Annotated in this window: 24 protein-coding genes and 1 pseudogene; 6 read left to right on the top strand and 19 right to left on the bottom strand. The window is 62.9% G+C overall.

The window, feature by feature from the left end:
* Positions 1-106: 106 nt before the first annotated feature.
* Positions 107-1,651, bottom strand: coding sequence for a thermosome subunit alpha (thsA, locus tag HYG82_RS37260; protein ID WP_179264605.1), 1,545 nt, complete (start codon positions 1,649-1,651; stop codon positions 107-109).
* Between the two features lie 188 nt (positions 1,652-1,839).
* Here thsA and HYG82_RS37255 point away from each other — a divergent pair, with 188 nt between their 5' ends.
* On the top strand, positions 1,840-2,667 hold the full coding sequence (locus HYG82_RS37255) for an amidohydrolase family protein (RefSeq protein WP_179262654.1): 828 nt from the start codon (positions 1,840-1,842) through the stop codon (positions 2,665-2,667).
* 325 nt (positions 2,668-2,992) lie between these two features.
* Complete coding sequence (locus HYG82_RS37250; RefSeq protein ID WP_179262652.1) at positions 2,993-4,354, top strand: GntP family permease; 1,362 nt, start codon at positions 2,993-2,995, stop codon at positions 4,352-4,354.
* Positions 4,355-4,434: 80 nt separating this feature from the next.
* Here HYG82_RS37250 and HYG82_RS37245 read toward each other — a convergent pair whose 3' ends face one another.
* From HYG82_RS37245 to purH, 6 genes are all read right to left on the bottom strand, one after another.
* A complete protein-coding gene (locus HYG82_RS37245; RefSeq protein WP_179264603.1) occupies positions 4,435-5,802 on the bottom strand; it encodes a glycerate kinase type-2 family protein in 1,368 nt (455 codons plus the stop codon).
* 207 nt (positions 5,803-6,009) lie between these two features.
* Positions 6,010-6,243 carry a hypothetical protein gene (locus HYG82_RS37240; RefSeq protein WP_179259077.1) on the bottom strand — a complete coding sequence of 78 codons (234 nt, stop codon included), beginning with the start codon at positions 6,241-6,243 and terminating at the stop codon, positions 6,010-6,012.
* A gap of 569 nt (positions 6,244-6,812) precedes the next feature.
* Positions 6,813-7,307, bottom strand: coding sequence for a metal-dependent hydrolase (locus HYG82_RS37235; RefSeq protein ID WP_179262651.1), 495 nt, complete (start codon positions 7,305-7,307; stop codon positions 6,813-6,815).
* Positions 7,308-7,899: 592 nt separating this feature from the next.
* On the bottom strand, positions 7,900-8,043 hold the full coding sequence (locus tag HYG82_RS37230; protein WP_179262649.1) for a hypothetical protein: 144 nt from the start codon (positions 8,041-8,043) through the stop codon (positions 7,900-7,902).
* 1 nt (position 8,044) lies between these two features.
* On the bottom strand, positions 8,045-8,230 hold the full coding sequence (locus HYG82_RS37225) for a hypothetical protein (RefSeq protein WP_235217731.1): 186 nt from the start codon (positions 8,228-8,230) through the stop codon (positions 8,045-8,047).
* 101 nt (positions 8,231-8,331) lie between these two features.
* Positions 8,332-9,963 carry a bifunctional phosphoribosylaminoimidazolecarboxamide formyltransferase/IMP cyclohydrolase gene (gene purH / locus HYG82_RS37220; RefSeq protein WP_179262647.1) on the bottom strand — a complete coding sequence of 544 codons (1,632 nt, stop codon included), beginning with the start codon at positions 9,961-9,963 and terminating at the stop codon, positions 8,332-8,334.
* A 176-nt stretch (positions 9,964-10,139) separates the two neighbouring features.
* On the opposite strand from purH, the gene purB reads away from it, so the two are divergent.
* Positions 10,140-11,528, top strand: a complete 1,389-nt coding sequence (purB, locus tag HYG82_RS37215) for an adenylosuccinate lyase (RefSeq protein WP_179262645.1) — start codon at positions 10,140-10,142, stop codon at positions 11,526-11,528.
* A gap of 506 nt (positions 11,529-12,034) precedes the next feature.
* On the opposite strand, the gene HYG82_RS37210 is transcribed toward purB, so the two are convergent.
* From HYG82_RS37210 to dapA, 10 genes and pseudogenes are all read right to left on the bottom strand, one after another.
* On the bottom strand, positions 12,035-12,247 hold the full coding sequence (locus HYG82_RS37210; protein ID WP_179262643.1) for a YgaP family membrane protein: 213 nt from the start codon (positions 12,245-12,247) through the stop codon (positions 12,035-12,037).
* Positions 12,248-12,367: 120 nt separating this feature from the next.
* Positions 12,368-13,507: a M20 family metallopeptidase gene (locus HYG82_RS37205; protein WP_179262641.1), complete on the bottom strand. Its 1,140-nt coding sequence runs from the start codon at positions 13,505-13,507 to the stop codon at positions 12,368-12,370.
* Positions 13,504-14,337, bottom strand: a complete 834-nt coding sequence (dapF, locus tag HYG82_RS37200; RefSeq protein WP_179262639.1) for a diaminopimelate epimerase — start codon at positions 14,335-14,337, stop codon at positions 13,504-13,506. The genes HYG82_RS37205 and dapF overlap by 4 nt, the downstream gene beginning before the upstream one ends.
* A gap of 7 nt (positions 14,338-14,344) precedes the next feature.
* Positions 14,345-14,473: a hypothetical protein gene (locus tag HYG82_RS44355; RefSeq protein WP_284145004.1), complete on the bottom strand. Its 129-nt coding sequence runs from the start codon at positions 14,471-14,473 to the stop codon at positions 14,345-14,347.
* Between the two features lie 258 nt (positions 14,474-14,731).
* Positions 14,732-16,063: a diaminopimelate decarboxylase gene (lysA, locus tag HYG82_RS37195; protein ID WP_179262637.1), complete on the bottom strand. Its 1,332-nt coding sequence runs from the start codon at positions 16,061-16,063 to the stop codon at positions 14,732-14,734.
* A gap of 50 nt (positions 16,064-16,113) precedes the next feature.
* Positions 16,114-16,494 (bottom strand): type II toxin-antitoxin system VapC family toxin, encoded by a 381-nt coding sequence (locus tag HYG82_RS37190; RefSeq protein WP_179262636.1) that lies wholly within the window; start codon positions 16,492-16,494, stop codon positions 16,114-16,116.
* Positions 16,495-16,500: 6 nt separating this feature from the next.
* Positions 16,501-16,757 (bottom strand): annotated as a pseudogene (locus HYG82_RS37185) (AbrB/MazE/SpoVT family DNA-binding domain-containing protein).
* Positions 16,758-16,861: 104 nt separating this feature from the next.
* Positions 16,862-17,698 carry a 2,3,4,5-tetrahydropyridine-2,6-dicarboxylate N-succinyltransferase gene (locus tag HYG82_RS37180; RefSeq protein WP_179262634.1) on the bottom strand — a complete coding sequence of 279 codons (837 nt, stop codon included), beginning with the start codon at positions 17,696-17,698 and terminating at the stop codon, positions 16,862-16,864.
* Positions 17,695-18,462, bottom strand: coding sequence for a 4-hydroxy-tetrahydrodipicolinate reductase (gene dapB, locus HYG82_RS37175; protein WP_179262632.1), 768 nt, complete (start codon positions 18,460-18,462; stop codon positions 17,695-17,697). The genes HYG82_RS37180 and dapB overlap by 4 nt, the downstream gene beginning before the upstream one ends.
* Positions 18,459-19,382 (bottom strand): 4-hydroxy-tetrahydrodipicolinate synthase, encoded by a 924-nt coding sequence (gene dapA, locus HYG82_RS37170; protein WP_179262630.1) that lies wholly within the window; start codon positions 19,380-19,382, stop codon positions 18,459-18,461. The genes dapB and dapA overlap by 4 nt, the downstream gene beginning before the upstream one ends.
* A 411-nt stretch (positions 19,383-19,793) precedes the next feature.
* Between dapA and HYG82_RS37165 the strand changes: the two genes are divergently transcribed.
* Complete coding sequence (locus HYG82_RS37165) at positions 19,794-20,627, top strand: M48 family metallopeptidase (protein ID WP_179262628.1); 834 nt, start codon at positions 19,794-19,796, stop codon at positions 20,625-20,627.
* Positions 20,628-20,713: 86 nt separating this feature from the next.
* Positions 20,714-21,211 (top strand): LabA-like NYN domain-containing protein, encoded by a 498-nt coding sequence (locus tag HYG82_RS37160; RefSeq protein ID WP_179262626.1) that lies wholly within the window; start codon positions 20,714-20,716, stop codon positions 21,209-21,211.
* A gap of 73 nt (positions 21,212-21,284) precedes the next feature.
* On the opposite strand, the gene HYG82_RS37155 is transcribed toward HYG82_RS37160, so the two are convergent.
* Entirely contained in the window at positions 21,285-21,461 is a 177-nt protein-coding gene (locus HYG82_RS37155; protein ID WP_179262624.1) for a hypothetical protein, read from the bottom strand.
* 192 nt (positions 21,462-21,653) lie between these two features.
* Here HYG82_RS37155 and HYG82_RS37150 point away from each other — a divergent pair, with 192 nt between their 5' ends.
* Complete coding sequence (locus tag HYG82_RS37150; protein ID WP_179262622.1) at positions 21,654-22,142, top strand: PUA domain-containing protein; 489 nt, start codon at positions 21,654-21,656, stop codon at positions 22,140-22,142.
* Positions 22,143-22,186: 44 nt separating this feature from the next.
* Here HYG82_RS37150 and HYG82_RS37145 read toward each other — a convergent pair whose 3' ends face one another.
* The gene (locus tag HYG82_RS37145; protein WP_179264600.1) at positions 22,187-22,807 is read right to left on the bottom strand and encodes an HD domain-containing protein; all 621 of its coding nucleotides are present in this window, start codon (positions 22,805-22,807) and stop codon (positions 22,187-22,189) included.
* Positions 22,808-22,916 lie beyond the last annotated feature (109 nt).

Raw genomic sequence — 22,916 nt, 5'->3', positions numbered from 1 at the left:
AGCAAATGTTAACACTTAACATTGTCGGCCAGCGTACACGACGGGTTCGTCAGGGGAAGCGGGACAAAAAAGCAGATCGTTGAAACTCGCAGGACGAACGGAGGCGTTACTCGGCGGCGATGACGTCGTCGATGCGAGCGATCATCGTCGCGGCCTCGGTCGCGCTCTCGATGGCTTCGCGCTTGACGTCGGCGGGATCGACGACGCCGTTATCGAACGGATCGTCGATCGAAACCTCGTCACCGCTCGTGATCAGACCCGCCCGACCCTCTGACTCGTGGGCGGCACGAAGGTCCACGAGTGCATCGATGGGGTCCTGGCCGGTGTTCGCCGCGAGCGTGCGGGGAACGACGTCGATCGCGTCGGCAAAGGAGGTTACAGCGAGTTGCTTGCGGCCCTCGATGCCGGCTGCTTCCTGACGGATCTTGTCCGCGATCGCTATCTCCGTTGCGCCCGCACCGGGGACGACCTCGCCCGACTCGAGCGCCGTCGCGACGACGTCCAGTGCGTCCTCGATGGCGCGCTCGAGTTCGTCGACGACGTGTTCGGTGCCGCCGCGAACGAAAACGGTGACGGTTTCGGCGGCCGCGCCACCCTCGACGAACGCCAGGTCGTCGTCACCGAACGTCTCGGTGTGGATCCGATCGGCCGAGCCGAGGTCCTCGTCCTCGAGGTCCTCGAGCGCGCCAACGCGGCGGGCGCCGGTCGCGGACGCGACTTCTCGGGCGTCGCTATCGCCGAGACCCTCGAAGACGAGGATTCCCTCGTTGGCGAGGGCGGTAGCGACGCGGTCGGCGACGTCCTCGGTGGTGAAGACGACGTCTGCCCCGCTGTCGGCGACAGTTTCGGCGTACCCCTTCAGTTCGCCTTCTTCGGCGTCGATGGCGGCGTTGAGTTGATCGATCGAGTCGATGGCATACTCCGCGTCGACGTCGCCAGTACGGACATCGAGTTCGACGTCCAGAATCGCGATCGACGCGTCCTTAACTTCCGCGGGCATCGCGTCGTGGACGGGTTCTTCGTCGACGATGATTCCAGGGACGAGTTCGGTCGCGTTCGAGGATGCTCCGATCTGCGTGTGGACTGTGACGTTGTCGCGTGCGACACCGCTGTCTGTTTCGACGTGACGAATGGCTTCGACGACCGTTTCAGCCAGCGACGTGGCCGTGAGACCGCCAGTCCCCTTGCCAGTCATACTCGACTCGGCGACTTGCTGCAGGATTTCGTCGTCGACGTCGGCCTCGTCTACCTGCTCGGCGATCGCCTCGAGGGCGATTTCGGCGGCTTCGTGGTAGCCTTCGACGATCGTCGTCGCGTGGACGTCCTGCTCGATGAGGTCTTCGGCCTCGCCCAGCAGGTTGCCGGCGAGAACTGCTGCCGTCGTCGTCCCGTCGCCGACTTCCTCTTCCTGGGAGTCGGCGACTTCGACGATCATCTGGGCAGCGGGGTGCTCGATGTCCATCTTGTTGAGGATGGTCGCGCCGTCGTTCGTGATGACGACATCCCCGCCGGAGTCGACGAGCATCTTGTCCATTCCGCGGGGGCCAAGCGTCGTACGTACCGACTCTGCCACGGCCTTGCCGGCCATGATGTTCGACGATTGGGCGTCGCGTCCCTGCGTTCGCTGACTATCCTCGCTCAATATGAACATAGGCTGTCCGCCCATGCGTCGCTGTTGTGCCATCGTTGTTCCTCACTAACCATGTCGTCAGCACTTCTATATAACTCTTTCCCTACAACCACCGCTCCGTCTTGCGATTGTCCATGTGAACCCTCACCAGACGGGATGACGACGGAGCCGGTAGGGAAATATGGGTTGACTCGGAACACACCCGGTAGATGCTGGAGTTGGAACACGGATTTCGCGTCGTCGACGTCGCGACGCGACTGCCGCCGACCGACGGCAGTAGGGCTCCCCAGAAACGAACGATTACGGCGGATCGGCTCGAGCGCGAGATGCATCAGGCAGGGATCACCAGGTCGATCGTTTTCCCGCCGTCACGGCCAGGTACGAGCTATCTTGCACCAAACAACGGCGTTGCCAGGCGAAGCGTCGATCGGCCCTTCGTCGCCTTCGCCCGGATCAACGGAACCGAGACACCGGGCCGAAAGGCGACGGGACGCCTCCGCAACGCCGTAAGCCGGCGCGAGGACCATCACACTTCACCCGGTGACGTCGAGAAGTTCGCGTACGACGACCGCTTTCACGGCTTCGTTCTCGACCCAGCCGCTGACGACTATCCCGACGACGACGTCATCGCAGCTCTCGAGGACGTCGGTCTCCCGGTGATCGTTCGCGGGAGCGTCGATGCGCCCCCCCAGACGCTGGCTGAAACGTTACTCGGCAGCTCGTTCCCCGTCATCGTCGGTCGGTTCGGCGGTCATCCGCTGAACCGGTCGTTGATGACCGATATGATCGACCTCCTCGACGAGTACGACGACTGTTACCTCGAGACGAGTTTCGTCCGCTACCGTGAACAACTCGAGCGGGCCCTGCTCGAACACCCCGACCGCGTATTCTTCGGGAGCGGCGCACCCGCCTGCCACCCGAACGTCGCGGTCATGGAGATACTTACCCTCGACGTCTCGGAGGATCTCCTCCGACGCGCATTTTCGAAAAACGCCTGTCGTGTGATCGATCCGCTCGCGCCGGAGGCTGAACCCTAAATCGCATCGGCGTACGAGCGCAATCGCGCCTCGAGTCTCGAACCGCCCGGCGCGTGAAGTGAACGAAATCGTCTCCGTCGAGCGACTGCGAACACCGTGGTATCAGCCCATCGCGCCACCAGCCCCATTCCTCAGGACGATTCCGCTACGGTGCTCGGGCGGTCATCCCCGCCCCTAGCCAACATTTGACATACGTTTGCCTATTTATTTGTTATCGCAAACATTGCGTTATAACTGTATAATTCGTTCCTATTCTATAGATATGAAATCATTTTTTCGCCGAAATCGGAATATTCATTCCGATTCGTAATCGGCAATCGATTACATGATAGACGGATTTCCATTACTGCTGTTGCTCGCCGCGGCGGTTGCGTTCATCATCGTCGCGACGGCAACACTGAACCTGCATGCATTTCTCGCGCTCCTGATTGCCGCCTACATGACCGGTCTCGCCGCAGGGCTCGATCCGGCCACCGTCGCTTCGCTCGTGACCGACGGGTTCGGTGGCATTCTCGGGTACATCGGCATCGTCATACTCGCCGGAACGATCATCGGTACCTGTCTCGAGCGCTCGGGTGCGGCGATCGTCATCGCGGAGACGGTCCTCGATTACGTCGGCGAGAAATACACGACGGAAGTCATGGCGATTACGGGGAGTTTCGTCAGTATCCCGGTGTTCTGTGACTCCGGGTTCGTCATCCTGTCCGGACTGAACCGATCGCTGGCCGAACGGTCCGGACTCTCGCTGTCCACGCTCGGCGTGGCGCTGGCGGGTGGCCTCTACATCACGCACGTCTTCGTCCCGCCGACGCCCGGTCCCATCGCTGCAGCCGGGATCATCGGCGCGGACATCGGACTGGTGATGCTCGCCGGTATCATCGTCAGTGCCCCGATCGTCTTCGTCGCCTCGACGTGGGCCGACAGAGTCGCGTCGAACTACCACATCGATCCAGACCCGGAGATGACGATCGACGAGATCAAATCCGAGTACGGCACGCTCCCGTCGCGCGCGGCATCGTTCGCGCCGTTGCTCGTTCCGATCGTGCTCATTGCCATCGGGTCGATCGCCGCCTACCCGGAAGCTGAGAATCCGGAGCTGATCACCGGCACACTCCAGCGCTGGTTACTGTTCCTCGGCGACCCCGCCGTCGCCTTGCTCATCGGTGCCTTCATCGCGTTCGCCATCGTGCCCGACTTCGAAAGCGCCGTCACCGACGACTGGGTCTCCGACGGGATCAAAAACGCCGCCGTCATCCTCGCCGTGACCGGTGCCGGAGGCGCGTTCGGCGAAGTCCTCTCCTCGCTTCCGCTCGAGAGTTTCATCACCAACACGCTGGGCGGCCTCGGAATCGGACTGTTCGCCGCGTTCGTCGTCGCTGCGGCCATGAAGACCGCACTCGGCTCCTCGACGGTTGCGATTCTGACGACCGCCAGCCTCGTCGCGCCGCTGCTCGGATCGCTCGGGCTCGACACGGAGTTCGGTAAGGTGTTCGCCGTCCTCGCGATCGGGGCCGGCAGTATGACCGTCAGCCACGCGAACGACTCCTACTTCTGGATTATCACGGAGTTCACCGATATGGAAACGTCGACGGCCTACCAGGCCTGGACGCTCGCGACGCTGGTCCTCGGCGTTACGAGTATCCTCTGGATCGTCGTCCTCCGGAACGTCGTGGGAATCGCCTTCTAACGCCCCGTTCGGTATCGACTGCCGGAAGGGAGCAGACTCCCGCTCTCGGCTGTCGGAATCGGATCGGACCGAACGCGGCGTTACTCGACGACGAGCACCCGCAGGTCGTTGAGGTTCGTCCCGGTCGGTCCGGTCAGAACGAGGTTCTCGCGCGCCTCGAGGTACGGATACACGTCGTTTTCGGCGAGGGCCGCTCGCGCACCGTCGGGGTCGTCGACGGTCCGCTCGTCGACCAGCGCGCCGGCCGCATCGGTGGCCCCGTCGATGCCGTCGGTGTCGACCGCTGCGACCGTGATTTCACGTCCGTTCTCCCCATCCGTTCCGTCTCTGTCCCCGACCCCGCTGTCACCAACGAGTGCGAGAGCCGCGCTCGTGGCGAACTCCTGGTTCGGCCCGCCGTCGCCGTCACCGCGAACCGTTACCGTCGTCTCGCCGCCTGAGAGGAGCACGGCCGGCGGCGAGACCGGCGTCTCCGTCGCCCGGACCTCTTCCGCGATCGCGACGTGGGTCGTGGCCGCGTTGCGAGCCTCCCCGCGAACGCGCGAGGAGAGGATCAGAGTGTCGTACCCGCGCTCGGTCGCCGCGTCGCGGGCGGCCTCGAGTGCAGTCATCCCGTCGGCGACGACGTGATTCGAGACGCGTTCGAAGGCGGGATCGTCGACGCCCGGCGTCTCCGGAACGTCGCCGGCCGCACCGCGCTCGAGACGAGCAGCGACGGCTTCGGGCGCGTCGATATCGTATCGATCGATGACCGAACGCGCCGCTTCGAACGTCGAATCGTCGGGAGCCAAAGGACCGCTCGCGATGACGCTCAGATCGTTTCCGACGACGTCGCTCAAGATTAACGAGACGACCGTGGCGGGGGCGGCCCGCTGCGCCAGATGACCCCCCTTCAGTGCCGAGAGGTGTTTCCGAACGGCGTTTATTTCGTGGATGTCGGCCCCGCTCGCGAGCAACGCGTCGGTGGTCGCTTGCAGGTCGGCCAGCGAGAGGTCCCCCGCGGGTGCGGGCATGAGCGCGCTCCCGCCGCCGGTGATCGCCGCCAATACGAGCGTTCCCTCGTCGGCCGCGTCCGCCGCTTCGAGGACCGCACGCGTCCCCTCGACGCCGCGTTCGCTCGGTACCGGGTGGTCGCCCTCGCGGACCGCGACGCGCTCCGTATCGGCGGGATCGTCCGTGACGACCACTCCCCCGTCGATTCGGTCACCAAGCACGGTTTCTACCGCTGCGGCGACGTTCGCCGCGGCGTTGCCGCCGCCGAGGACGACGACGTCATCGTATTCGCGGAGGTCGTACGCCGCGTCCGCGACACGGAGGGTATCGCCCTCGAGCGCCACAGCGTCGCGTACGACCGTCCGGGGGTGACCCGCCTCGATGCCGGCCTCGATGCACTCGAGGGCGACGTCTCGGGCCTCGCTCGAGGCGAGTCGGTCGCGATTCGCAATCATGCTTGAATACTGGGTCTGAATCTCGAGTCCGATGCCACTCGAGACCGCGATTCCGGTTCCGGTTTCGATCTTCTGCGGGCCCTCGATCCCTTGTCCTCGGCCATCGCCGGATTTCATCGGGGGGCGCACAAAAAGAATTCGCAACCCCGCAGAACCGGGGCTGCGGGTGGCCGTGTCAGAGGCAGCGTGGATCGACCGCGAGGCGGCTCAGAGCCGCCTCATCTGCCCGGGCGTGAGGCTGCATCCACACGGCCCGGCGGTGTGATCCAGCGGCCCTCGAGAGGTGACCGTCGCGACCGGATCGCCGCAGTTCGGACACTGCGAGCGACTCGCCGGTGGTGCCAGTTCGACGTGCTCGAGGACGCTGTCTGCGGTCTCGCCGTCGTTCAAGGGCTCAGCGTCGTTCGAGGGCTCCCCGTCGGTCAGTTCGTCGTCGGTCATCTCGAGCCTCCGTCTTCTCGGAGAGTGTCGTGGCTCCCAATCGGGCGACTGCGGTGGCGCTTTCGGTTCGTGTAGCGATACTTCCGTCGTGCGAGACGTTTATGTCTCGGTAGAAGCAAGTGGAACATGGCTTGCAAACGGCACGAGTTTGGAAGCCACGCTTCGGGTGTCTCAGCACCCGGGGCATTTCACGTACGCCCCCGCATTCGGAAGCGTAACTTCCATTCGAAAGCTGTCCGTAGGATACCTTATAATTATTGGAATTGTCTATGTATTGAAGTCACCCTGTTCCGGAATTTATCGAATTAGATCGTCTCGAGACCGATCACTCTTGTGGGGGAGAATGAGGAGTTGTAACGGGTCTCTCGAGGAACTCGAGAGGCCATCTCCGCTCGATGGGAAGCAGCGGTTGCGCTTAGAAGCCGGGATGTGAATTCGGGCCGTCGCTTACATTCGCTAAGCTCGCTCCGCGAGGGATGTATGTCAGCACGAGGACAGCTATCAATCTACTCTCAATGCATCGAAATTCGGTGGAAGATACAGAAATTGCATTCCGATATTCATCCCGGCTATATAGAAAGGAATATCGACCCTGTCAGAAACCCAGCACCGGTTACCAGAAGTGCTTGGTTCGCAGTTTCATTTTTTGCCTTTGTGAGATTTAATCCACACTTCTTATCCGAATAGGGTCGAAGCGGTCTAATCATCATCGGAGTAATCGCATCACCCAATAGATGCCCGACAACTCCCAGCGCTCCAATAAAAAACGCGAGTACTATCCATGCCACAAATATGGATATTGATTGGGTATCAGGTACACCCAGTATGAGGAATCCGATCGCCACAATCGCAGTAATCAATCCAGTTCCGATAGCGGCCCAGATTGTGTGCGTTGGCCCGCGATGTTTAATTGGTAATTTGAGGTCAAGATCAGGCGCAAAGCCCCAGAAACAGACTGCAGCTAGCCCCAGCCCCCACCCCATTTGAGCATCGGAAATTAACAATAGATAGGAGATGGGCGAATACAGAAGCAGTCCGATCCCTAAATGACCCTCACGATGCATCAGAGTAGCCCACCAAAATCACCCGGGTCGCCATAGCGACGGAGTGTCTCCGTGACATACCCCTTCGACGTGTCACACTCCTCCGCTATTGCTTGTTTGCTGATATTAGGATACTGTCTCGCTGTCTCGATAATACAACGCTCCTTCTCGGTCATGTCCGTTCCAAATATCATTGGTGCCTCGGTTCAGGGGCAAGGAGAGGTTTTTCAAGGCCAATTGCTGCAACTTCCAATTGGCTTGTGTCAGAAATCAACCCTTATCATCCCCATTTCACCGTCGATAACGCAGTTCTTATTGTAGGATATTGAAATTTGTTGCTCAAAAACATTCATATTCGATAATTGCACCTTAGCTATCTAACGAAGCCGTCGAGTGTTCGCATACTAGGGCTCTCAGAACCGTTCCCGTAATGGGTTGAATCAGTGGTTTCTGTGGTCAGAATCAGATCAAAGTCGCTTCGCTGGCTGAATCTGGTTCAGTATGCCGATCCTGAGCAGTACGCGGCATTCACTGAAGAAGTGCTGTAGGTTACCAGAGGTGAACTATAGACCAGTTTGAGACAGTACCAGCGGGTTTCGAGTAGCAAAAAAGGCTACTCGTCGGCCAGTGCGTCGTAGATATCGCGGTGACGATCCATGTCCCGTTTGACGATGAACCGAAGCAGTCGCTCACGAACCTCGTCGGGGTCCATGTCCTCTAATTCGTCAGGGGTTGGTTGATCTTGCTGGCTCGCCATCTTATCTCTCGTTTTGATCGCCATCGGAATGGTCGTTTCGTACCCGTTCCTCGAGATCGAAGAGATTGAGAACTGCGACCTGTACATCCGAATCTATCGGCTTTGCCGTCTCTTCGAATTGGTGGATAGCGGCTTTTTGATTGACTTCGTTTTCATCCGGTAACATGAGAAACCGGCACTGTTTCATATCGAACGTTTTCGCTTGATGTGTACGAGTCCAAAATAATATATGACTCACACTATGTCGCTGTCAGACAATCGTGTGAGACCGTCGTTCCCTCGAGGGCGCTAATCGTGCCTGAAACTCCGCTGCCCCGTAAACGCCATCGCGATGCCGTGTTCGTCCGCAGCTTCGATCACGTCCTCGTCGTTGACCGAGCCGCCGGGCTGGACGACCGCTTCGATGCCCGCCTCTGCGGCCTCCTCGATGCCGTCCGGGAACGGGAAGAACGCGTCCGAGGCCATGACCGCACCCTCGGCATCCTTGCCCTCGGCGTGCTCCTCGGCTTTCATCGCGGCCAGTCGGACCGCGTCGACGCGGGAGACCTGTCCCATCCCGATGCCGACGGTTTCGGTGCCGTCCGCGAAGAGAATTCCGTTCGACTTGACGTGCTTGAGCGTCTGCCACGCGAACACCATCGTCTCGAGTTCCTCGTCGGATGGCGCGCGCTCGGTGACGACCTCGAGATCGTCGGCCGAAATCGACTGCAGGTCGCGCTCCTGTACCAGCCGACCGCCGACGAGCGGCTTTTCGGTGAATCGCTCCGTGCGCTCCCCCAGTTCGCCGACGTCGAGAATGCGGAGGTTGTCCTTCTCGAAAAGCACCTCGAGCGCGTCGTCGGCGTAGCCGGGCGCGACGACGACCTCCTTGAACGAGTCGACGATCTGCTCGGCGGTGTCGGCGTCACACTCCCGGTTCAGGGCGACGATGCCGCCGAATGCGCTCATCGGGTCCGTCGAGAGGGCCTTCTCGTAGGCCTCGGCCAGCGAATCGGCGGTCGCACAGCCCGCGGGGTTCGTGTGTTTGATGACCGCGGCCGCGGGTTCGTCGAACTCCTTGATGAGGTTGAGCGCGCCGTCGGCGTCGTTGTAATTGTTGTACGACAGCGCCTTCGCACCCTCGTTCAACTGGTCGGCGTGAACGACGCTGGCCTCGTCGCAGGTGTAATCGGCGTAGATCGCGGCGTCCTGATGCGGATTCTCCCCGTAGCGGAGGGTGTCAGCGCGATCGCTGGCGGTGAGTCGGCGCGCGGGAAGCCCCTCGGCATCCGGAGCGCTCGGCGCGTCGCCATCGACGCTAACGTCACCGGCCTCCGTATCGACGTCCACCGCACCCTCGGCGAACCACTTCACGGCTCGCGGGTACGCCCGAAACTCACCCTCGTAGAGGACCCGCTCCTTCAACACGTCTTCGTCGTCACCCTCGTAGACGGGGACCGGCTCCTGTGTGACGATCGGACCGGCGTCGACCGCCGCCTCGACGACCTCGCCTTCCTCGTCGGTCGCGTCCGTGACCACGTGAACCGTACAGCCCGTCAGCGAGACGCCGGCCTCGAGCGCGTCGCCCCAGGCGTCCATGCCGGGGAACGACGGCAGCAGTGAGGGGTGGACGTTCAGCGTCGTCGGCACCTCGTCGAGGAACGTATCGGAGAGGATCCGCATGTAGCCGTCCAGACAGACGAGGTCGAACTCGTCATCCGACAGCGCCTCGAGCACCGCCGCCTCGTGGTCGCGCCGGCTCATCCCGTCCGCAAGCGGGACGACTTCGGTCGGAATCCCGCGCTCGGCGGCGGCATCGAGCACCGGCGCATCCTCGTCGTTGGTCAGGATGACGGCGAACTCGGCTCCGCCTGGTTCGCGGTCGGCGATGTTCAACAGGTTGCGCCCTCGGTTGCCGGCCATCCCGGCGATTCGCGTCATGGTCGAACCCGCGCCCCCGAGCGGCAAAGTGATTGCGGTCTCGTGCACCCGGATATTCACATCTGTGCATTAATCGTGCCCTATTCGCAGTCCGATGACCGGAGGTATGCACGCTCGTGGCGTCGACGGGCCGTGGTTTCGATACGCTTTTGCGACCTGCTCGACCAACGGCCAGTATGACCGAGACCGATGCCCTGTACGCCGTCTCGCCGCTCGATGGCCGGTACGGCGGCCGGACGGCACCGCTGTCACCCTACGCGAGCGAGGCCGCACTCATGCGCGCTCGCGTTCGCGTCGAAGTCGAGTACCTGACCGCGCTTGCCGACCTCGAGGCGACACCGCTGGCGCTCGACTTCGAAGAGCGCACGCGACTGCGCGGCCTCTACGAGAGTTTCGCCGAAGAGGACGCGCAGTTGATCAAGAAGCTCGAGACGGAGGGGCACGCGGACTTCGAGGCGACGAACCACGACGTCAAGGCAGTCGAGTACTTCATCCGCCACCGACTGCCCGACGACAGCGACGCATCGGCCTGGATCCACTTCGGGCTGACCAGCGAGGACGTAAACAACCTCGCTCACCGACTGCTCATCCGTGACGCCGTCGACGAGGTCCTCCTTCCCGAACTGTACGACGTCCGCGATACGCTCGCCGAAATGGCGCGCGACCACCGCGACTTGCCGATGCTAGCCCGCACGCACGGCCAGCCCGCGACGCCGACGACCTTCGGGAAGGAGATGGCCGTCTACGCGTCGCGTCTGGGGCGTGCCACCGGCCGTGTTCGGCGGGCGACAGACGACCTGCGGGGGAAACTCGGCGGCGCGTCGGGAACCTACGCGGCCCACGTCGCCGCCTACCCGGACGTCGACTGGCCGACTTTCGCGCGGGATTTCGTCACGGGCCTGGGCCTCGAGTTCGAGGGACTGACGACGCAAGTCAACCCCTGTGACGACCTCGCGGCGCTGTTCGACGCGTTTCGCGGAGCGAACGACGTTCTGCTCGACCTCGATCTGGACATGTGGCTCTACGTTTCCGACCGCTACCTCGGCCAGGAGGCCGTCGACGGCGAAACGGGATCGTCGACGATGCCCCACAAGGTCAATCCGATCGACTTCGAGAACAGCGAGGGGAACCTTTCGAAAGCGAATTCGGATCTCGCCTTCCTCGCGGAATACGTCACCACCTCCCGGCTCCAGCGCGATCTCTCCGATTCGACGGTCAAGCGCAACATCGGAAGCGCCCTTGCACACTGCCTGATCGGCTACGGCAAAACCGCCGCCGGCCTCTCGAAAGTCGTCCCCAACGAGCAGGTCATGCGCGACGACCTCGAGGACACCCCCGAAATCATCGGCGAAGCGGTCCAGACGATCCTCCGGCGCGAGGGTCAGGCCGACGCCTACGAACGCGTCAAGGCCATCACCCGCGGGAAGGACGTGACCCTCGCGGACTTTCGCGAACTGTTCGACGACCTCGAGGTCGACGAAGACGTCCGCGAGGACCTCCGCGCGCTGACGCCGACGGGCTACACCGGCGTCGCGGGCGAACTGGTCGACGACATAACCGAGTGACGGTCGACCGGAAACCGGGTGACAACCGATAGCGTACGATCGACTGTCGTGGCGCTCAATTACAGTCGGGCGTGTAGATATATTCTGTCGACGGTGATACCGGAACCGCGTGCGCTCGAGCAAGCGGCGGCGACCGATGGGGCGCCTGATTCGCAAGTCAGACGCGGTACGCGGGCGGTCGGTGTCTGTCTCGTTCAGGCTGTCCGATTTCAGTAGTATAGCCGCTGACGTGGGCACGCCCAGCCACCGCTCCACACTGGGCGACGGTACGCGTACGGTCGAGGGAATCGGACTCACGGTGGGTTCACCGTCGGCGCCGTCGGTACGGCACACTCGTAACTGATCACTCGGTAATGCGGGTTCGATCGGCGTTACGCCGCCGATTACCTTCGAATCCAACGGTCGACGTGCTGGGACGTGGCCTGAGTCGTCACGGGACTGGTCGGGTGCGTTCGTCGTCGCGGTCGGTTTCGTCGCCGTGGACGAACCCGTCACGGCCGACACGTTCACTCGGTCGTATCGATTCCGGCGGCGTCGTTGATCGGACACTTCTGGGTCGTTCCAGTCACCAACAGGATTCCTCCGATGGTGAGGGCGATGACTGCGGTCACGATTCCGACCGTCCAAAAGCCCATCAACGCGGCGATACCGGCCAGCACAGCCGCCGCGCCGACGACGAGACGCCCGGTGCGATCGATCCCTCCGACGTTCTTTTTCATGGTACTTACCCACACGCAATTGGACTTCCGTTGACAAAGCCGTTCGGTGTGAAAGTCGAGTGATACGTATCGACGAACAACCGTTCGGGACCAACCGAGTGGGGTCGAAGCCGAGTTCCGCTACGCGAGTAGTTCCGAGAGCGTCGTCTCGAGTGCACGAGCCGCTGCTCGCACGTCAGCGACCCGCACGTATTCGCGCGGGGCGTGTGCGACGGCACCCTCCTCGTCGGCGAGGACGCCGGGACCGAAGACGACCGTCGGCGCGTCCGCGGCGAAGTAAGACGCCTCCGTCGCGGCGGTGAACGGGCGGACGTCACCGCCCGCTGCGTCCGCGAGGACATCGACGACTCGAGCGTCCGGATCGGTCTCCCAGGCCTCGAGAAACGGCGTCGGCCGATCGGTGAAGTGGAATTCGACGTCCACGTCGTCGGGAACCGCGGCTCGCAAGTGGGCAGTGAGCGACTCGTGGAATTCGTCGGCCGTCTCGGGCGGGACGCTCCGGCGGTCGACCGTCAGTGCGCAGTCTGCTGGCACCTGATTGGTCGCCTCACCACCCTCCACGACGGTGGGGGTAAGAGTCGCCGCACCGAGTTGGGGATGCGCCGGCGGCGAATCCTCGCGCTCTTCGAATGTCCGGATCGACTCGAGGACGGGTTCCAGCGCCGCGACCGCGTTGGTTCCGGTTTCGGGTTCTGCCGCGTGGGCGTTCGCCCCCGAGAGGTGAATCGTTCCCTGAAAGCGCCCTTTGGCAGCCGTACAGACGTCGAGACCGGTCGGTTCGCCGACGATCACCGCGTCCGCGTTCCGCGTCGGCGCGTCCTCGTCCGAGACCAGCTCGTACGCACCCGTCGAGAGGACTTCCTCGTCGGGCGTGATCGCGAGCGTCACGCGACCGTCGACCGGCTCCACGGTGAAAAAGGCCGAGAGAATGGCCGCCAGGGGCCCCTTTGCGTCGCAGGATCCCCGTCCCCGAACGGCGTCAGTACCACTGTCGTCGGTGGTGCGCTCGAACGGAACGTGCGGCGACACCGTATCGATGTGCGTGTTCAACACGACGTGGGTTTCGGCATCAGCTTCCGGCGGGCCACGAGCAGCCAAAACGTTTCCACCATCGTCGATTTGTGCCTCCAATCCCCGGTCTGTGAGTGTTTCGTGCAGAAACTCCCGCATCGGTCCGACGTCCTCGTGAGAGGGGTACTGAACGGCCTCCTCGAGAAATGCGATCGAATCGAACGTGTCGTCCCGTCTCTCCCCTGTCACGGCTCGATCGGTGACTCGACGGCGACTTCGCCGTCGAACTCGTGTTCGACGGGACCGGTAAGCGTCGCGTTTCCGCGTTCGTTGAAGCTCACACGCAAGACGCCACCGGGTGGGGAGACCTCGACCGGGTCGGAATCCGTCCGCCCCAGTCGGCGCGCGACGACGGCGATGGCAACCGCGCCGGTACCACAAGACTCGGTCTCCGCCTCGACGCCGCGTTCGTAGGTTCGCTGATGGAAGCCGCCCGATCCGTTGGGACTCGCGATGGAGACGTTCGTTCCCTTCGGGAAGACGTCAGCGTAACGAATGGGCGGCGCGATCGCCTCGAGATCGACGTCGTCCACATCGTCGACGAACGCGACGGCATGGGGAACACCGGTGTTTACCATCGTCACCTCGAGCCCCTCGATCTCCTCTTCGAACACCTGGTTGTCGGCGTCGACTGGGATCTTTTCCGGGTCGAACGTGGCCGTACCCATCTCGATGGTGATGTCGCCATCGTCGGTCCGATCGGCCCGTAGCGTTCCCGCCTGCGTATCGATCATTACGCTGTCGGTTCCCGTACGGTCCATCGCCCACTCGGCGGCGCAGCGGGCGCCGTTGCCGCACATCGGCGCAACCGAACCGTCGGGTTGGACGAGCGTCATGACGACGCGGGGCGGGTTGAATTTCGGCTCCAAAGCGAGATAGAGGATGCCATCGGCACCGACGCCGGTGTCGCGGTCGCACGCGCGTTCGGCGAGTGCGCCGCGGTCGGGGACGTATTCGTCCGCATGGATGATTAGAAAGTCGTTGCCGGTGCCGTGGTACTTCTGGAATGGAACGGTCATCGTGCGATCACTGGGGTGGTGTCTCGTCGTCGAGGTCGCCGCCAACGGTTTTCACGGCGACCGCGATGTCGTGTACCCCTTTCGGTTCGGTTCCACCTTCAATCCGTCGCTCGCCGACTGGGTTCTCGGTGACCATCGCGCACCGACTGGGTTCTCGGTGACCATCGCGCACCGACTGGGCTCTCGGTGACCATCGCGCACCGACTGGGCTCTCGGTGACCATCGCGCACCGACTGGGCTCTCGGTGACCATCGCGCACCGACTGGGCTCTCGGTGACCATCGCTCGCCGACTGAGTTCTCGGTGACCATCGCTCGCCGACTGAGTTCTCGGTGACCAACGCGCGCCGACTGGGCTCTCGATGACCGTCACTCGTTTTATCGCACCGCACAACCTCACTTCGTCCGGTCCTCGCGCTCCAACCGAGTGATGTCGTCGACGGTCTCCCGACGACGTGAGAGTCGAACCGCGTCGCCGTCGACGACGACCGACGCGGGACGCGGCCGGGAATTGTAGTGGCTCGCCATCTCGTAGCCGTAGGCACCCGCGTTGCCGATAGCGAGGACGTCCCCGCGCTCGCTCGCCGGAAGATCGCGATCCGAACAGAAGAGGTCGCCACTCTCGCAAATCGGCCCGGCGACGGTCTGTGGAATCGTCTCGCGGCCGCTGCCGTCGATCGAGCGGACGTCACTCGAATCCAGATCCGCAGCGCCGTCCCCGTTCGCGACCGTGCCCGCGTCCGCCTGCAGGTTCCGAATTGGGTGATAAGCGTCGTACATCGCCGGGCGAAGCAAGGTCGTCATCCCCGCATCGACGCCGGTGACGGTCGTCTCTCGAGCCTGCTTGACCGTGTTTACCTCGGTGAGGAGGACGCCCGCGTCGGCGACGAAGTAGCGACCCGGCTCGATCGTGAGCCGAGCATCGACCTCGCCGAGGGCCGCCCGCGTCGCATCCGCGACCGACTCGAGGTCTAACGGCTCCTCGTCCTCGCGATATGGCACGCCGAAGCCACCGCCGACATCGACGAACTCGAGTGTTCCGACCGCATCGCTGACGTCCCGTGCCAGGTCGCCCATCCGCGCGACGAACTCACGGTGGGCCTCGAGTTGGTCCCTCGAGACGCCGGAACCGACGTGTGCGTGGATTCCAACGACGTCGAAACCGCGACCTGTGGCGTCTTCGAGGATTTCGATGGCTCGTTCTGCCGGGACGCCGAACTTCGCGGCCGCACCCGTCTGTACCTTTTCGTGATGGCCCGCGCCGATTCCGGGGTTGACCCGGAGACAGAGGCGGCCGTCGTAGCCGCGGTCGGCCAGGCGGGAAATCGTGTCCTCGGAACCGGCCGTGACCGTCAACCCCGGCTGATCCGACCAGGCCTCGACGATCCAGTCGAGGTCTCGTGCGGGCGGGTTGACTGCCGTGTAGTGGACGTGGGTACCCGACGCACCTGCCTCGAGCGCCCGCCTGGCTTCGCCGGCGGAGGCACACTCGAGACCGGCACCCTCGTCGTGAAGCGCCGTGAGAACAGCCCCGAGCGCGTTCGCCTTCACCGCATAGAGGATGTCGGCATCGGGAAAGGCTGCGTCGACCCGCCGGTAGTTCTCCCGGACCCGTTCGAGATCGAGGACGTACAGTGGCGTTCCGTACTCGCTGGCGAGGGACTCGAGTTTGGCCGCGTCCCAGTCTGAAAGACGACGGACGGGGGGCGAAACCGCAGCGTCAGTCATTATCGACTCCAAGTCGCCGCGAGGATTCAAGCGTTTGGGTTCCGTCTCGGCTACTCGACTTCGTTCTCTTCGATTGCGATCCGGTTGTCCGTTGCATCGTCGAACAATTCGTCCGACGAGACGAGGGGATCTTCGTCCGCGTAGGCGACGTGGTACGCGTCGAACGCAGTGAGTTCGTTCTGCTCCATGTAGTCCGCCGCCTGCAACAGGACGTCTTCGTCTTCGGGAACCGCTGCGATCTCGAGCGCGTAGGTAAGCGCTTCCATCCGATCGAATTCGAACCTGTCCGAGATCACGAGCAACTCGAGTAGCGTCGCCCGCGAGGGGTAGATCTCCCCCTCGTTCTCGAGGGCGATCTCGGCCGCCCGATCCCGGAGCCAATCGTCGTCTTTCACAAGTGCGATGAAAAAATCCGTATCGGCGTAGGTCATCGAATACTACTCTTGCCCGTCGTCTATCGCGTCTTCTCGTGCGGCCTCGCGCGCCGCTCGCTTGATTTCGTCGACGATTTGTCGTCGAAGGCGTCACCAACGGCGTCCCGAAGGCCCTCGATCGGGTCGTCTTTCAGCGGGATCAGTTCGACCCGATCGTCGAGTTCCACGACGCGGTATCGATCTCCGTGTTTCTCACGGATCTCGTGCGGGATGACGATTCGTCCTCGATCGTCGGCTTCAGCCCGTTTACTCGTCCAGATCCCACTACGTGGGGAACAGACAAAATCCTCCCGCAGAAATCGTCACCTTCCCCACACCGACTGCGAGCCCCAGTTCGCTCGGGCTCCGACCGCCAGTGGCACGCCTACTCCCGCAGCGCGTCCTCGCGTTCAGTTGCCTCGAGGGTCTCCGTCTCCAGATCCGTCGCGACGACGGCGGGTTTGTACGCGCCGCCGTCGAAGAGGTCGTGGTCGCCGATCGACGATTCGACGAAGCGGGTGAACGCGCGTCGATCGGCGGGCAGTTCGCCGTACAGCACCTCCTCCTCGACGAGGTCGTAAACCGGAATGCGGGGGGTCAGAAGGGTGTTCTCGCCGACCACGCTGTTCTCGCCGACGATGAACCCGCTCGTGACGCGACAGCCGGCACCGAGCGAGACGTTGTCCTCGACGATGACCGGCGCGTTCTCGACGGGCTCTAAGATGCCACCGATGAGAAGGTTCGCGCCGAGTTTGACGTTGTCGCCGATCTGGGCACAGGAGCCGACCGTGTCACAGGAGTCGATGAGGGTGCCGTCGCCGACGCGAGCCCCGATGTTGACGAACGCGGGGCTCATCAGAATGCAGTCCGACCCGACGTTCGCGCCGCGGCGGACGACCGTGCCATCCGGCGTGTTCCGGCTTCCGCGGTCGCCGTAGTCGCTCGAATCCGCGAGCGGGAGCACGTCGTTGTACGTGACGCCGCCGTACTCGCTGGGCTCGATCGACCGCAGGCCGAAATTGAGCAGGATGCCCTTTTTGACCCACTCGTTTGCCTCCCACTCCCCGCCGCGCTTTTCCGCGGCGCGGATCTCGCCGTCCTCGAGGGCGTCGAGGAAGGCATCCAGCGTCGCGTATTCGGCTTCGCCAGCGGTATCGGCACTGACGTCGTCGTTCTGTTTGCGTTCCCACAGCTCGTCGATTTCGGTCTCGAGTGCGCTCATTCTGCGATCACATCCGCAAAGTCGTAGCTGCCTGCCTTCTGTCCAGCGATCCAGATCGCCGCGTCGACCGCGCCCGCTGCGAAGACCCCGCGGTCCTCGGCGCGATGGGTGAGGCGGACTTCCTCGTGGTTGCCCGCAAGAAGGATCTCGTGCTCGCCGGTGATATCGCCGGCACGCAACGCGTGGACTCCGATCTCGCCTTCTTCGCGCGGAGCCTCGCCATCGCGACCGTGCGTTCGCTCGGTGAAGTTTCCGTTCGCTTCGATCTCGGAGAGGAGCCGATTCGCGGTGCCACTCGGCGCGTCTCGCTTCGCGTTGTGGTGAGTCTCGACGAGTTCCACGTCGTAGCCGGGCAGATTCCGTACCGCTTCGCCGACGACGTTCAGTAGCGCCTGTACTCCACGGGCGAAGTTCGGCGCGTGAAGGACGGCCACGTCCTCGCTTGCGGCCTCGAGAGCCTCGCGGCCGTCGTCGTCGAAGCCGGTCGTACCGGTGACGAACGCGACTCCGGCGTCGGCACAGCCCTCGGCGTACTCGACGGCCGATTCAGGGCCGGTAAAGTCGATCACGACGGTCGGCTCGCGGTCGACGAGCAGCGAGTCGAACTCGGACGCGGACTCGATTTCGATGCCGTCGACTGCTTCGTCGGTCGGATTGCGGTTGACGGCGAAGACGACTTCGCAGTCCACGTGGCTCGTCGCGGCCGCGATCACTTCCCGTCCCATCCGGCCAGTCGCGCCGGTGACGCCGAGCCGAACCGTCATCGATCACCCTCCGACGCATCGACGACCGCGGTCGCGTCGCGCTCTACGTCCGCGAGCACTGCCTCGAGTTCGTCGCGGTACTCCTCGGAGAGCCGAGTTAGCGGCGACCGCATTCGAGCGGGTCCGTAGCCGCGGATTTCCATCGCCTCCTTGACCGGAATCGGGTTGGTCTCGACGAAGAGCTCGCGGAACAGCGGGCCGAGCTCGTGGTGGAGTTGCCGGGCGCGCTCGTAGTCGCCGTCCAGCGCCGCGCCGACCATCGCGCACGTCAGTTCGGGTTCGATGTTGGCGGCGACGCTGATCGTTCCGGTCCCGCCGACCGAGATGACGGGCAGGGTGAGCGCGTCGTCGCCCGAGAGGACGGCGAAGTCCTCGTCGGTCGTTCGCTCGGCGATCTCGCCGATCTGGCCCAGATCCCCGCTTGCGGCCTTGAATCCCGCGATGTTCTCGTGGCTCGAGAGTTCGACGGCGGTGTCTGGCTCGATGTTGCGACCCGTCCGCGAGGGGACGTTGTAGACGATCTGCGGGAGGTCAACAGCGTCAGCGATCGTTCGGAAGTGCTCGACCAGTCCGCGCTGTTCGGGCTTGTTATAGTACGGTGAAATGAGCAGGAGGCCGTCCGCGCCCGCTTCGGCGGCGCGCTCGGAGAGCTCGAGTGCTTCGCGGGTGTTGTTCGAACCGGTCCCCGCGATGACGGGCACGTCGTCGACGGCCTCGATGACCGCCTCGACGACGCGAACGTGTTCGTCGTGGGACAGGGTCGCGGACTCGCCGGTCGAGCCGACGGGGACGAGCCCGTCGACGCCCGCGGCCTCGAGCCGCTGAGCGTCGGTCTGAAGCGTTTCGAAGTCGATCCGTTCGTTCTCGTCGAAGGGCGTACACATCGCCGGAAAGACGCCCGAAAGGTCGATTGCTGTCATGGTGAGTGTGATGTCGTTGGGTCGTGTGTTGGCCCCCAATCGGTAGGATGTATCGGTTCCGATCGGTGGGTAGTCGGAGATCGGTCGAACGCAGTCGAGCGCGATCGAACCGCGCCCGAGACGGGTTTGCCAGACCCGCCACGAGCGCTCTCACGCGCGTTTACGTTTCTGAAAACGAGGGCGGCCGCCGCTCACGACGGAATCGACAGTCGAGTGAGCGACGCGGCGCATATGCCGTAGACTCGACTGAACTGACTTATCAGTTGTGACTTCGGTCCAATTCGCACAGAACGCCGAGTACGCGGTCGGAAACGGAGTCCGTGACCCCGTGCGTTCCGTTCCCGATACAGGCCGATTCTACTTACGGTCTATTCCAACGAACTTTAAACGACAGGGGACTTACTGCCGGGTATGAATAAGCTCGGACTACAACTGCGGATGGCAGTCGTCGGAAGCGTCCTCTTCGGCCTGTATCTGGCCACAGCACTGTTCATCTCCGCGGCGTTTAACGTTTCACTGATACCGATACTCCTGTTGAGTATCGTCCTCTTGCCGGCCGGTCAGTACAAACTCGGCAAGTGGCTCGCGGTTCGAAGCGCGGGCGCACAGGACATGCCCGAAGACCCGCAGTTCGACCATGTTCATCGAATGACGGAATCGCTCTGTGAGGATATGGGCATGGAGAAACCGCGGTTGATGGTCGCCGAGATGGGAGTTCCAAATGCCTTCGCGACTGGTCGCAAAGGCGCTGGTATCGTCGTCGTTTCGGTCGAACTCCTCAATCTGCTCGACGACGACGAACTCGAGGGCGTAATCGCCCACGAACTCGCCCACCTGAAGAACCGTGATACGATCACGATGGTGCTCGGCCAGTCGATCGGCACGGTCGTCAGCTACGCCGTGTTCTTCATCGTTGCCTTCCTCGGCGACGATAATCCGGGAGGATTCATCGTCGCGTACGTCGCTTCGATTCTGGCGAACCTCCTCGTCATGCTGTTCGTCATGGCCATCTCGCGGTACCGCGAGTACGTCGCCGACGACGATGCACGCCAGTACATCGGGAGCGGCGATCCGCTCGCCCGCGCACTCGAGAAGATCTCCGCTGGGGCCGAGGGCCGTGAATCCGCCGTCGACGACAGCGGTGTCAACGCACTCTGTATCTTCAATGCCGATCGAAGTCTCATCCAGCGGGTCATGTCGACCCATCCGCCGACCGAAAAGCGAATCGAGAAACTTCGAGAGTAACGCGGATCGAGCGAGAGTTGACGAACGCCGGTGATGGCACGATCAACCGACGCGATTTTTTACGTTCGCGCCTAACGTTCTCGTACGTGACAGAAATCCATCCCGATCAGCGCGTCGCCGTCCTCGTCGACGCCCAGAATCTCTATCATACCGCACAGAGCATCCATAGCCGCAATATCGACTACTCGTCTCTGCTCGAGAAGGCCGTCCAGGATCGACAGCTCACCCGCGCGATCGCGTACGTGATCCGCGCTGAGGCACCGGAAGAGGAGAGTTTCTTCGAGGCCCTGGTCGACATCGGCTTCGAAGCGAAGATCAAGGACATCAAGCGATTTTCGGACGGGACGAAGAAGGCGGACTGGGACGTCGGAATGAGCCTGGATGCAGTGACGCTTGCAAACCACGTCGACACGGTCGTACTCTGTACAGGCGACGGCGATTTTTCGCGGCTGTGTTCCCATCTGCGTCACGAAGGCGTCCGCGTCGAGGTGATGGCGTTCGAATCCTCGACGGCAGAGGAACTGATCGCCGAAGCCGATTCGTTCCTCGACCTCGGCGATCGCCACGAAACGTTCCTCCTCTAGGCGGACTGTCTCTTACGACCGCGCTCGACCGAGCCAGCGACCGAAATGGAACCGCTACCTCCACCGGTCGTCACTACTTCGATCGTCGGTTCTGCCAGAGACCGATCACGAGCGCATATCCTGTAACGAGCAACGTCGCACCCGACAGGAGATAGACGAACGGTCCCGTGACGAAAGTAGCTGGGCCGGCGATCGTTAGGGTGCCAAGAACGAGCAAGGCGGCCCCGAGACCGATTTGCGTGACGTCCATCGCTGACGGTAATTGCGAGTCAACTAGTATAACAGTCACTATCTCTGGATAATCACCACATTAATGCCCGGACGATGTGGCAGTTCCGTCGATCCGGCCGCGGTGGGCCCGTAACGCAGGACCCACGACGAGAGCGACGTCTATCGCGGTCAGGTCGAAGGGCTTTCGACCCACCGGGGCTAATCTCGGCCGATGAGCGATCCAACGGACGGGAGTGCGGGGCTGCCGGAACTTCGGATTATCGCGGATTACCAGTTCGGTACAGGCGCGGGAGAAGCGCTGTTCCCGCCGACGGAATCACTGACGATCAAACGGACGACCTCCGGTCGGCCACAACAGATTCACGCCGAAACGGGCCGGATCGTCTCCTTCGGCACCGATGGGCGATTCACCCTCGGTCTCGAGGGGGGGTGCCGTCTCGAGGCCGGCCTCCCGTCCCCGGCTTATCGCGTCGTCGTTGACGACGAGAGCGAGCCGTTCGTCCGCGACGAAAAGAACGTCTTCGCGAAGTTCGTCCTCGAAGCCGGCGAGGAGATCCGACCGGGTGACGAGGTACTGGTGATCCACGAACGCGGCGAGTTGCTCGCGGTCGGGACGGCACAACTCGCGGCCGATGCGATCCTGGATTTCGAGACGGGAATGGCGGTGAACGTCCGCGAGGGCGCACCGGCGAACTCGTAACGAAACGGGGCCGGAGCAGGGTTGAAACGGCGATGACGAGACGGCTACAACTGACAGTCCCGACCGATCGCCCGCTCGTACCGCGCTTTGATCGTCCCGAACAGGGCGTTTCCGGTGGCCGTCCGGAGGCGGGGAGCGCTCGTGGCGAAAAACTCGTCGAGGTTCTCGAACCGCGAATCCGCATCGCTCGTCTCGGTCTCGTCGTAGCGATGCTCCAGTTCGTATTTCAGCGCCTGGAGGCAGTTATCGAGCAGGTCCATGACTTTGACGAACTGAGCGGTGGCCGTTTCTCCGGCCTCGTACTCCGCCCAGAGCGACTGGGGTGCACACTCGTGACTTTCGAACGGGCTGAGGAGGTCGGTGATCGCGTCCCGCTCGAGGACTGCTTTCTCCTCGGCGGACACCCGCTGTGACGCCTCGTCTGCACGAGTCGCGAAATCTCCCGTACGGGCTTCGGCGAGATCGTGGACGAGCGCCATCGAAACGGCCCGGTCGCGGTCGACGGCCCCCTCGGCCCGATTCGCATAGAAGAGACACAGCGTCGCGGTCCCCCACGTGTGTGCCGCCACCGACTCCGAGTTCTCGATCCCGCGACAGACCCAGCCCGTCCGTCGCTCATCTTTCAGTTCGAGCCACTCGAGTCGCACGTCGAGGTCATCGGCAATGATAGCACGCTACACGAACGCGAAGGTTGTACTCGTCGGTCATCGAATCCGTTCGGCCGTCCCTTCTGTTCAGTAACGGGTCGCGTCGGCCGAACGACAAAGTAAAAGG

This window comes from Natrinema halophilum (genome assembly GCF_013402815.2).
Taxonomy (GTDB): domain Archaea; phylum Halobacteriota; class Halobacteria; order Halobacteriales; family Natrialbaceae; genus Natrinema; species Natrinema halophilum.
The sequence above is the reverse complement of the archived record's forward strand: the minus strand, read 5'-3'. Positions and strand labels throughout refer to the sequence as shown.

What these genes read in the sequence shown, in the direction of transcription:
- HYG82_RS37235 (WP_179262651.1), bottom strand. Translation starts at nt 7,307, where the DNA reads ATGCATCGTGAGGGTCATTTAGGGATCGGACTGCTTCTGTATTCGCCC.
- lysA (WP_179262637.1), bottom strand. Translation starts at nt 16,063, where the DNA reads ATGACTGACGCTGCGGTTTCGCCCCCCGTCCGTCGTCTTTCAGACTGG.
- HYG82_RS37150 (WP_179262622.1), top strand. Translation starts at nt 21,654, where the DNA reads ATGAGCGATCCAACGGACGGGAGTGCGGGGCTGCCGGAACTTCGGATT.
- thsA (WP_179264605.1), bottom strand. Translation starts at nt 1,651, where the DNA reads ATGTTCATATTGAGCGAGGATAGTCAGCGAACGCAGGGACGCGACGCC.
- purB (WP_179262645.1), top strand. Translation starts at nt 10,140, where the DNA reads ATGACCGAGACCGATGCCCTGTACGCCGTCTCGCCGCTCGATGGCCGG.
- HYG82_RS37250 (WP_179262652.1), top strand. Translation starts at nt 2,993, where the DNA reads ATGATAGACGGATTTCCATTACTGCTGTTGCTCGCCGCGGCGGTTGCG.
- HYG82_RS37165 (WP_179262628.1), top strand. Translation starts at nt 19,794, where the DNA reads ATGAATAAGCTCGGACTACAACTGCGGATGGCAGTCGTCGGAAGCGTC.
- HYG82_RS37190 (WP_179262636.1), bottom strand. Translation starts at nt 16,494, where the DNA reads ATGACCTACGCCGATACGGATTTTTTCATCGCACTTGTGAAAGACGAC.
- HYG82_RS37245 (WP_179264603.1), bottom strand. Translation starts at nt 5,802, where the DNA reads ATGATTGCGAATCGCGACCGACTCGCCTCGAGCGAGGCCCGAGACGTC.
- HYG82_RS37240 (WP_179259077.1), bottom strand. Translation starts at nt 6,243, where the DNA reads ATGACCGACGACGAACTGACCGACGGGGAGCCCTCGAACGACGCTGAG.
- HYG82_RS37180 (WP_179262634.1), bottom strand. Translation starts at nt 17,698, where the DNA reads ATGAGCGCACTCGAGACCGAAATCGACGAGCTGTGGGAACGCAAACAG.
- dapF (WP_179262639.1), bottom strand. Translation starts at nt 14,337, where the DNA reads ATGACCGTTCCATTCCAGAAGTACCACGGCACCGGCAACGACTTTCTA.
- HYG82_RS44355 (WP_284145004.1), bottom strand. Translation starts at nt 14,473, where the DNA reads ATGGTCACCGAGAACCCAGTCGGCGAGCGACGGATTGAAGGTGGAACC.
- HYG82_RS37230 (WP_179262649.1), bottom strand. Translation starts at nt 8,043, where the DNA reads ATGGCGAGCCAGCAAGATCAACCAACCCCTGACGAATTAGAGGACATG.
- HYG82_RS37210 (WP_179262643.1), bottom strand. Translation starts at nt 12,247, where the DNA reads ATGAAAAAGAACGTCGGAGGGATCGATCGCACCGGGCGTCTCGTCGTC.
- dapB (WP_179262632.1), bottom strand. Translation starts at nt 18,462, where the DNA reads ATGACGGTTCGGCTCGGCGTCACCGGCGCGACTGGCCGGATGGGACGG.
- HYG82_RS37255 (WP_179262654.1), top strand. Translation starts at nt 1,840, where the DNA reads ATGCTGGAGTTGGAACACGGATTTCGCGTCGTCGACGTCGCGACGCGA.
- dapA (WP_179262630.1), bottom strand. Translation starts at nt 19,382, where the DNA reads ATGACAGCAATCGACCTTTCGGGCGTCTTTCCGGCGATGTGTACGCCC.
- HYG82_RS37225 (WP_235217731.1), bottom strand. Translation starts at nt 8,230, where the DNA reads ATGAAACAGTGCCGGTTTCTCATGTTACCGGATGAAAACGAAGTCAAT.
- purH (WP_179262647.1), bottom strand. Translation starts at nt 9,963, where the DNA reads ATGACGCGAATCGCCGGGATGGCCGGCAACCGAGGGCGCAACCTGTTG.
- HYG82_RS37155 (WP_179262624.1), bottom strand. Translation starts at nt 21,461, where the DNA reads ATGGACGTCACGCAAATCGGTCTCGGGGCCGCCTTGCTCGTTCTTGGC.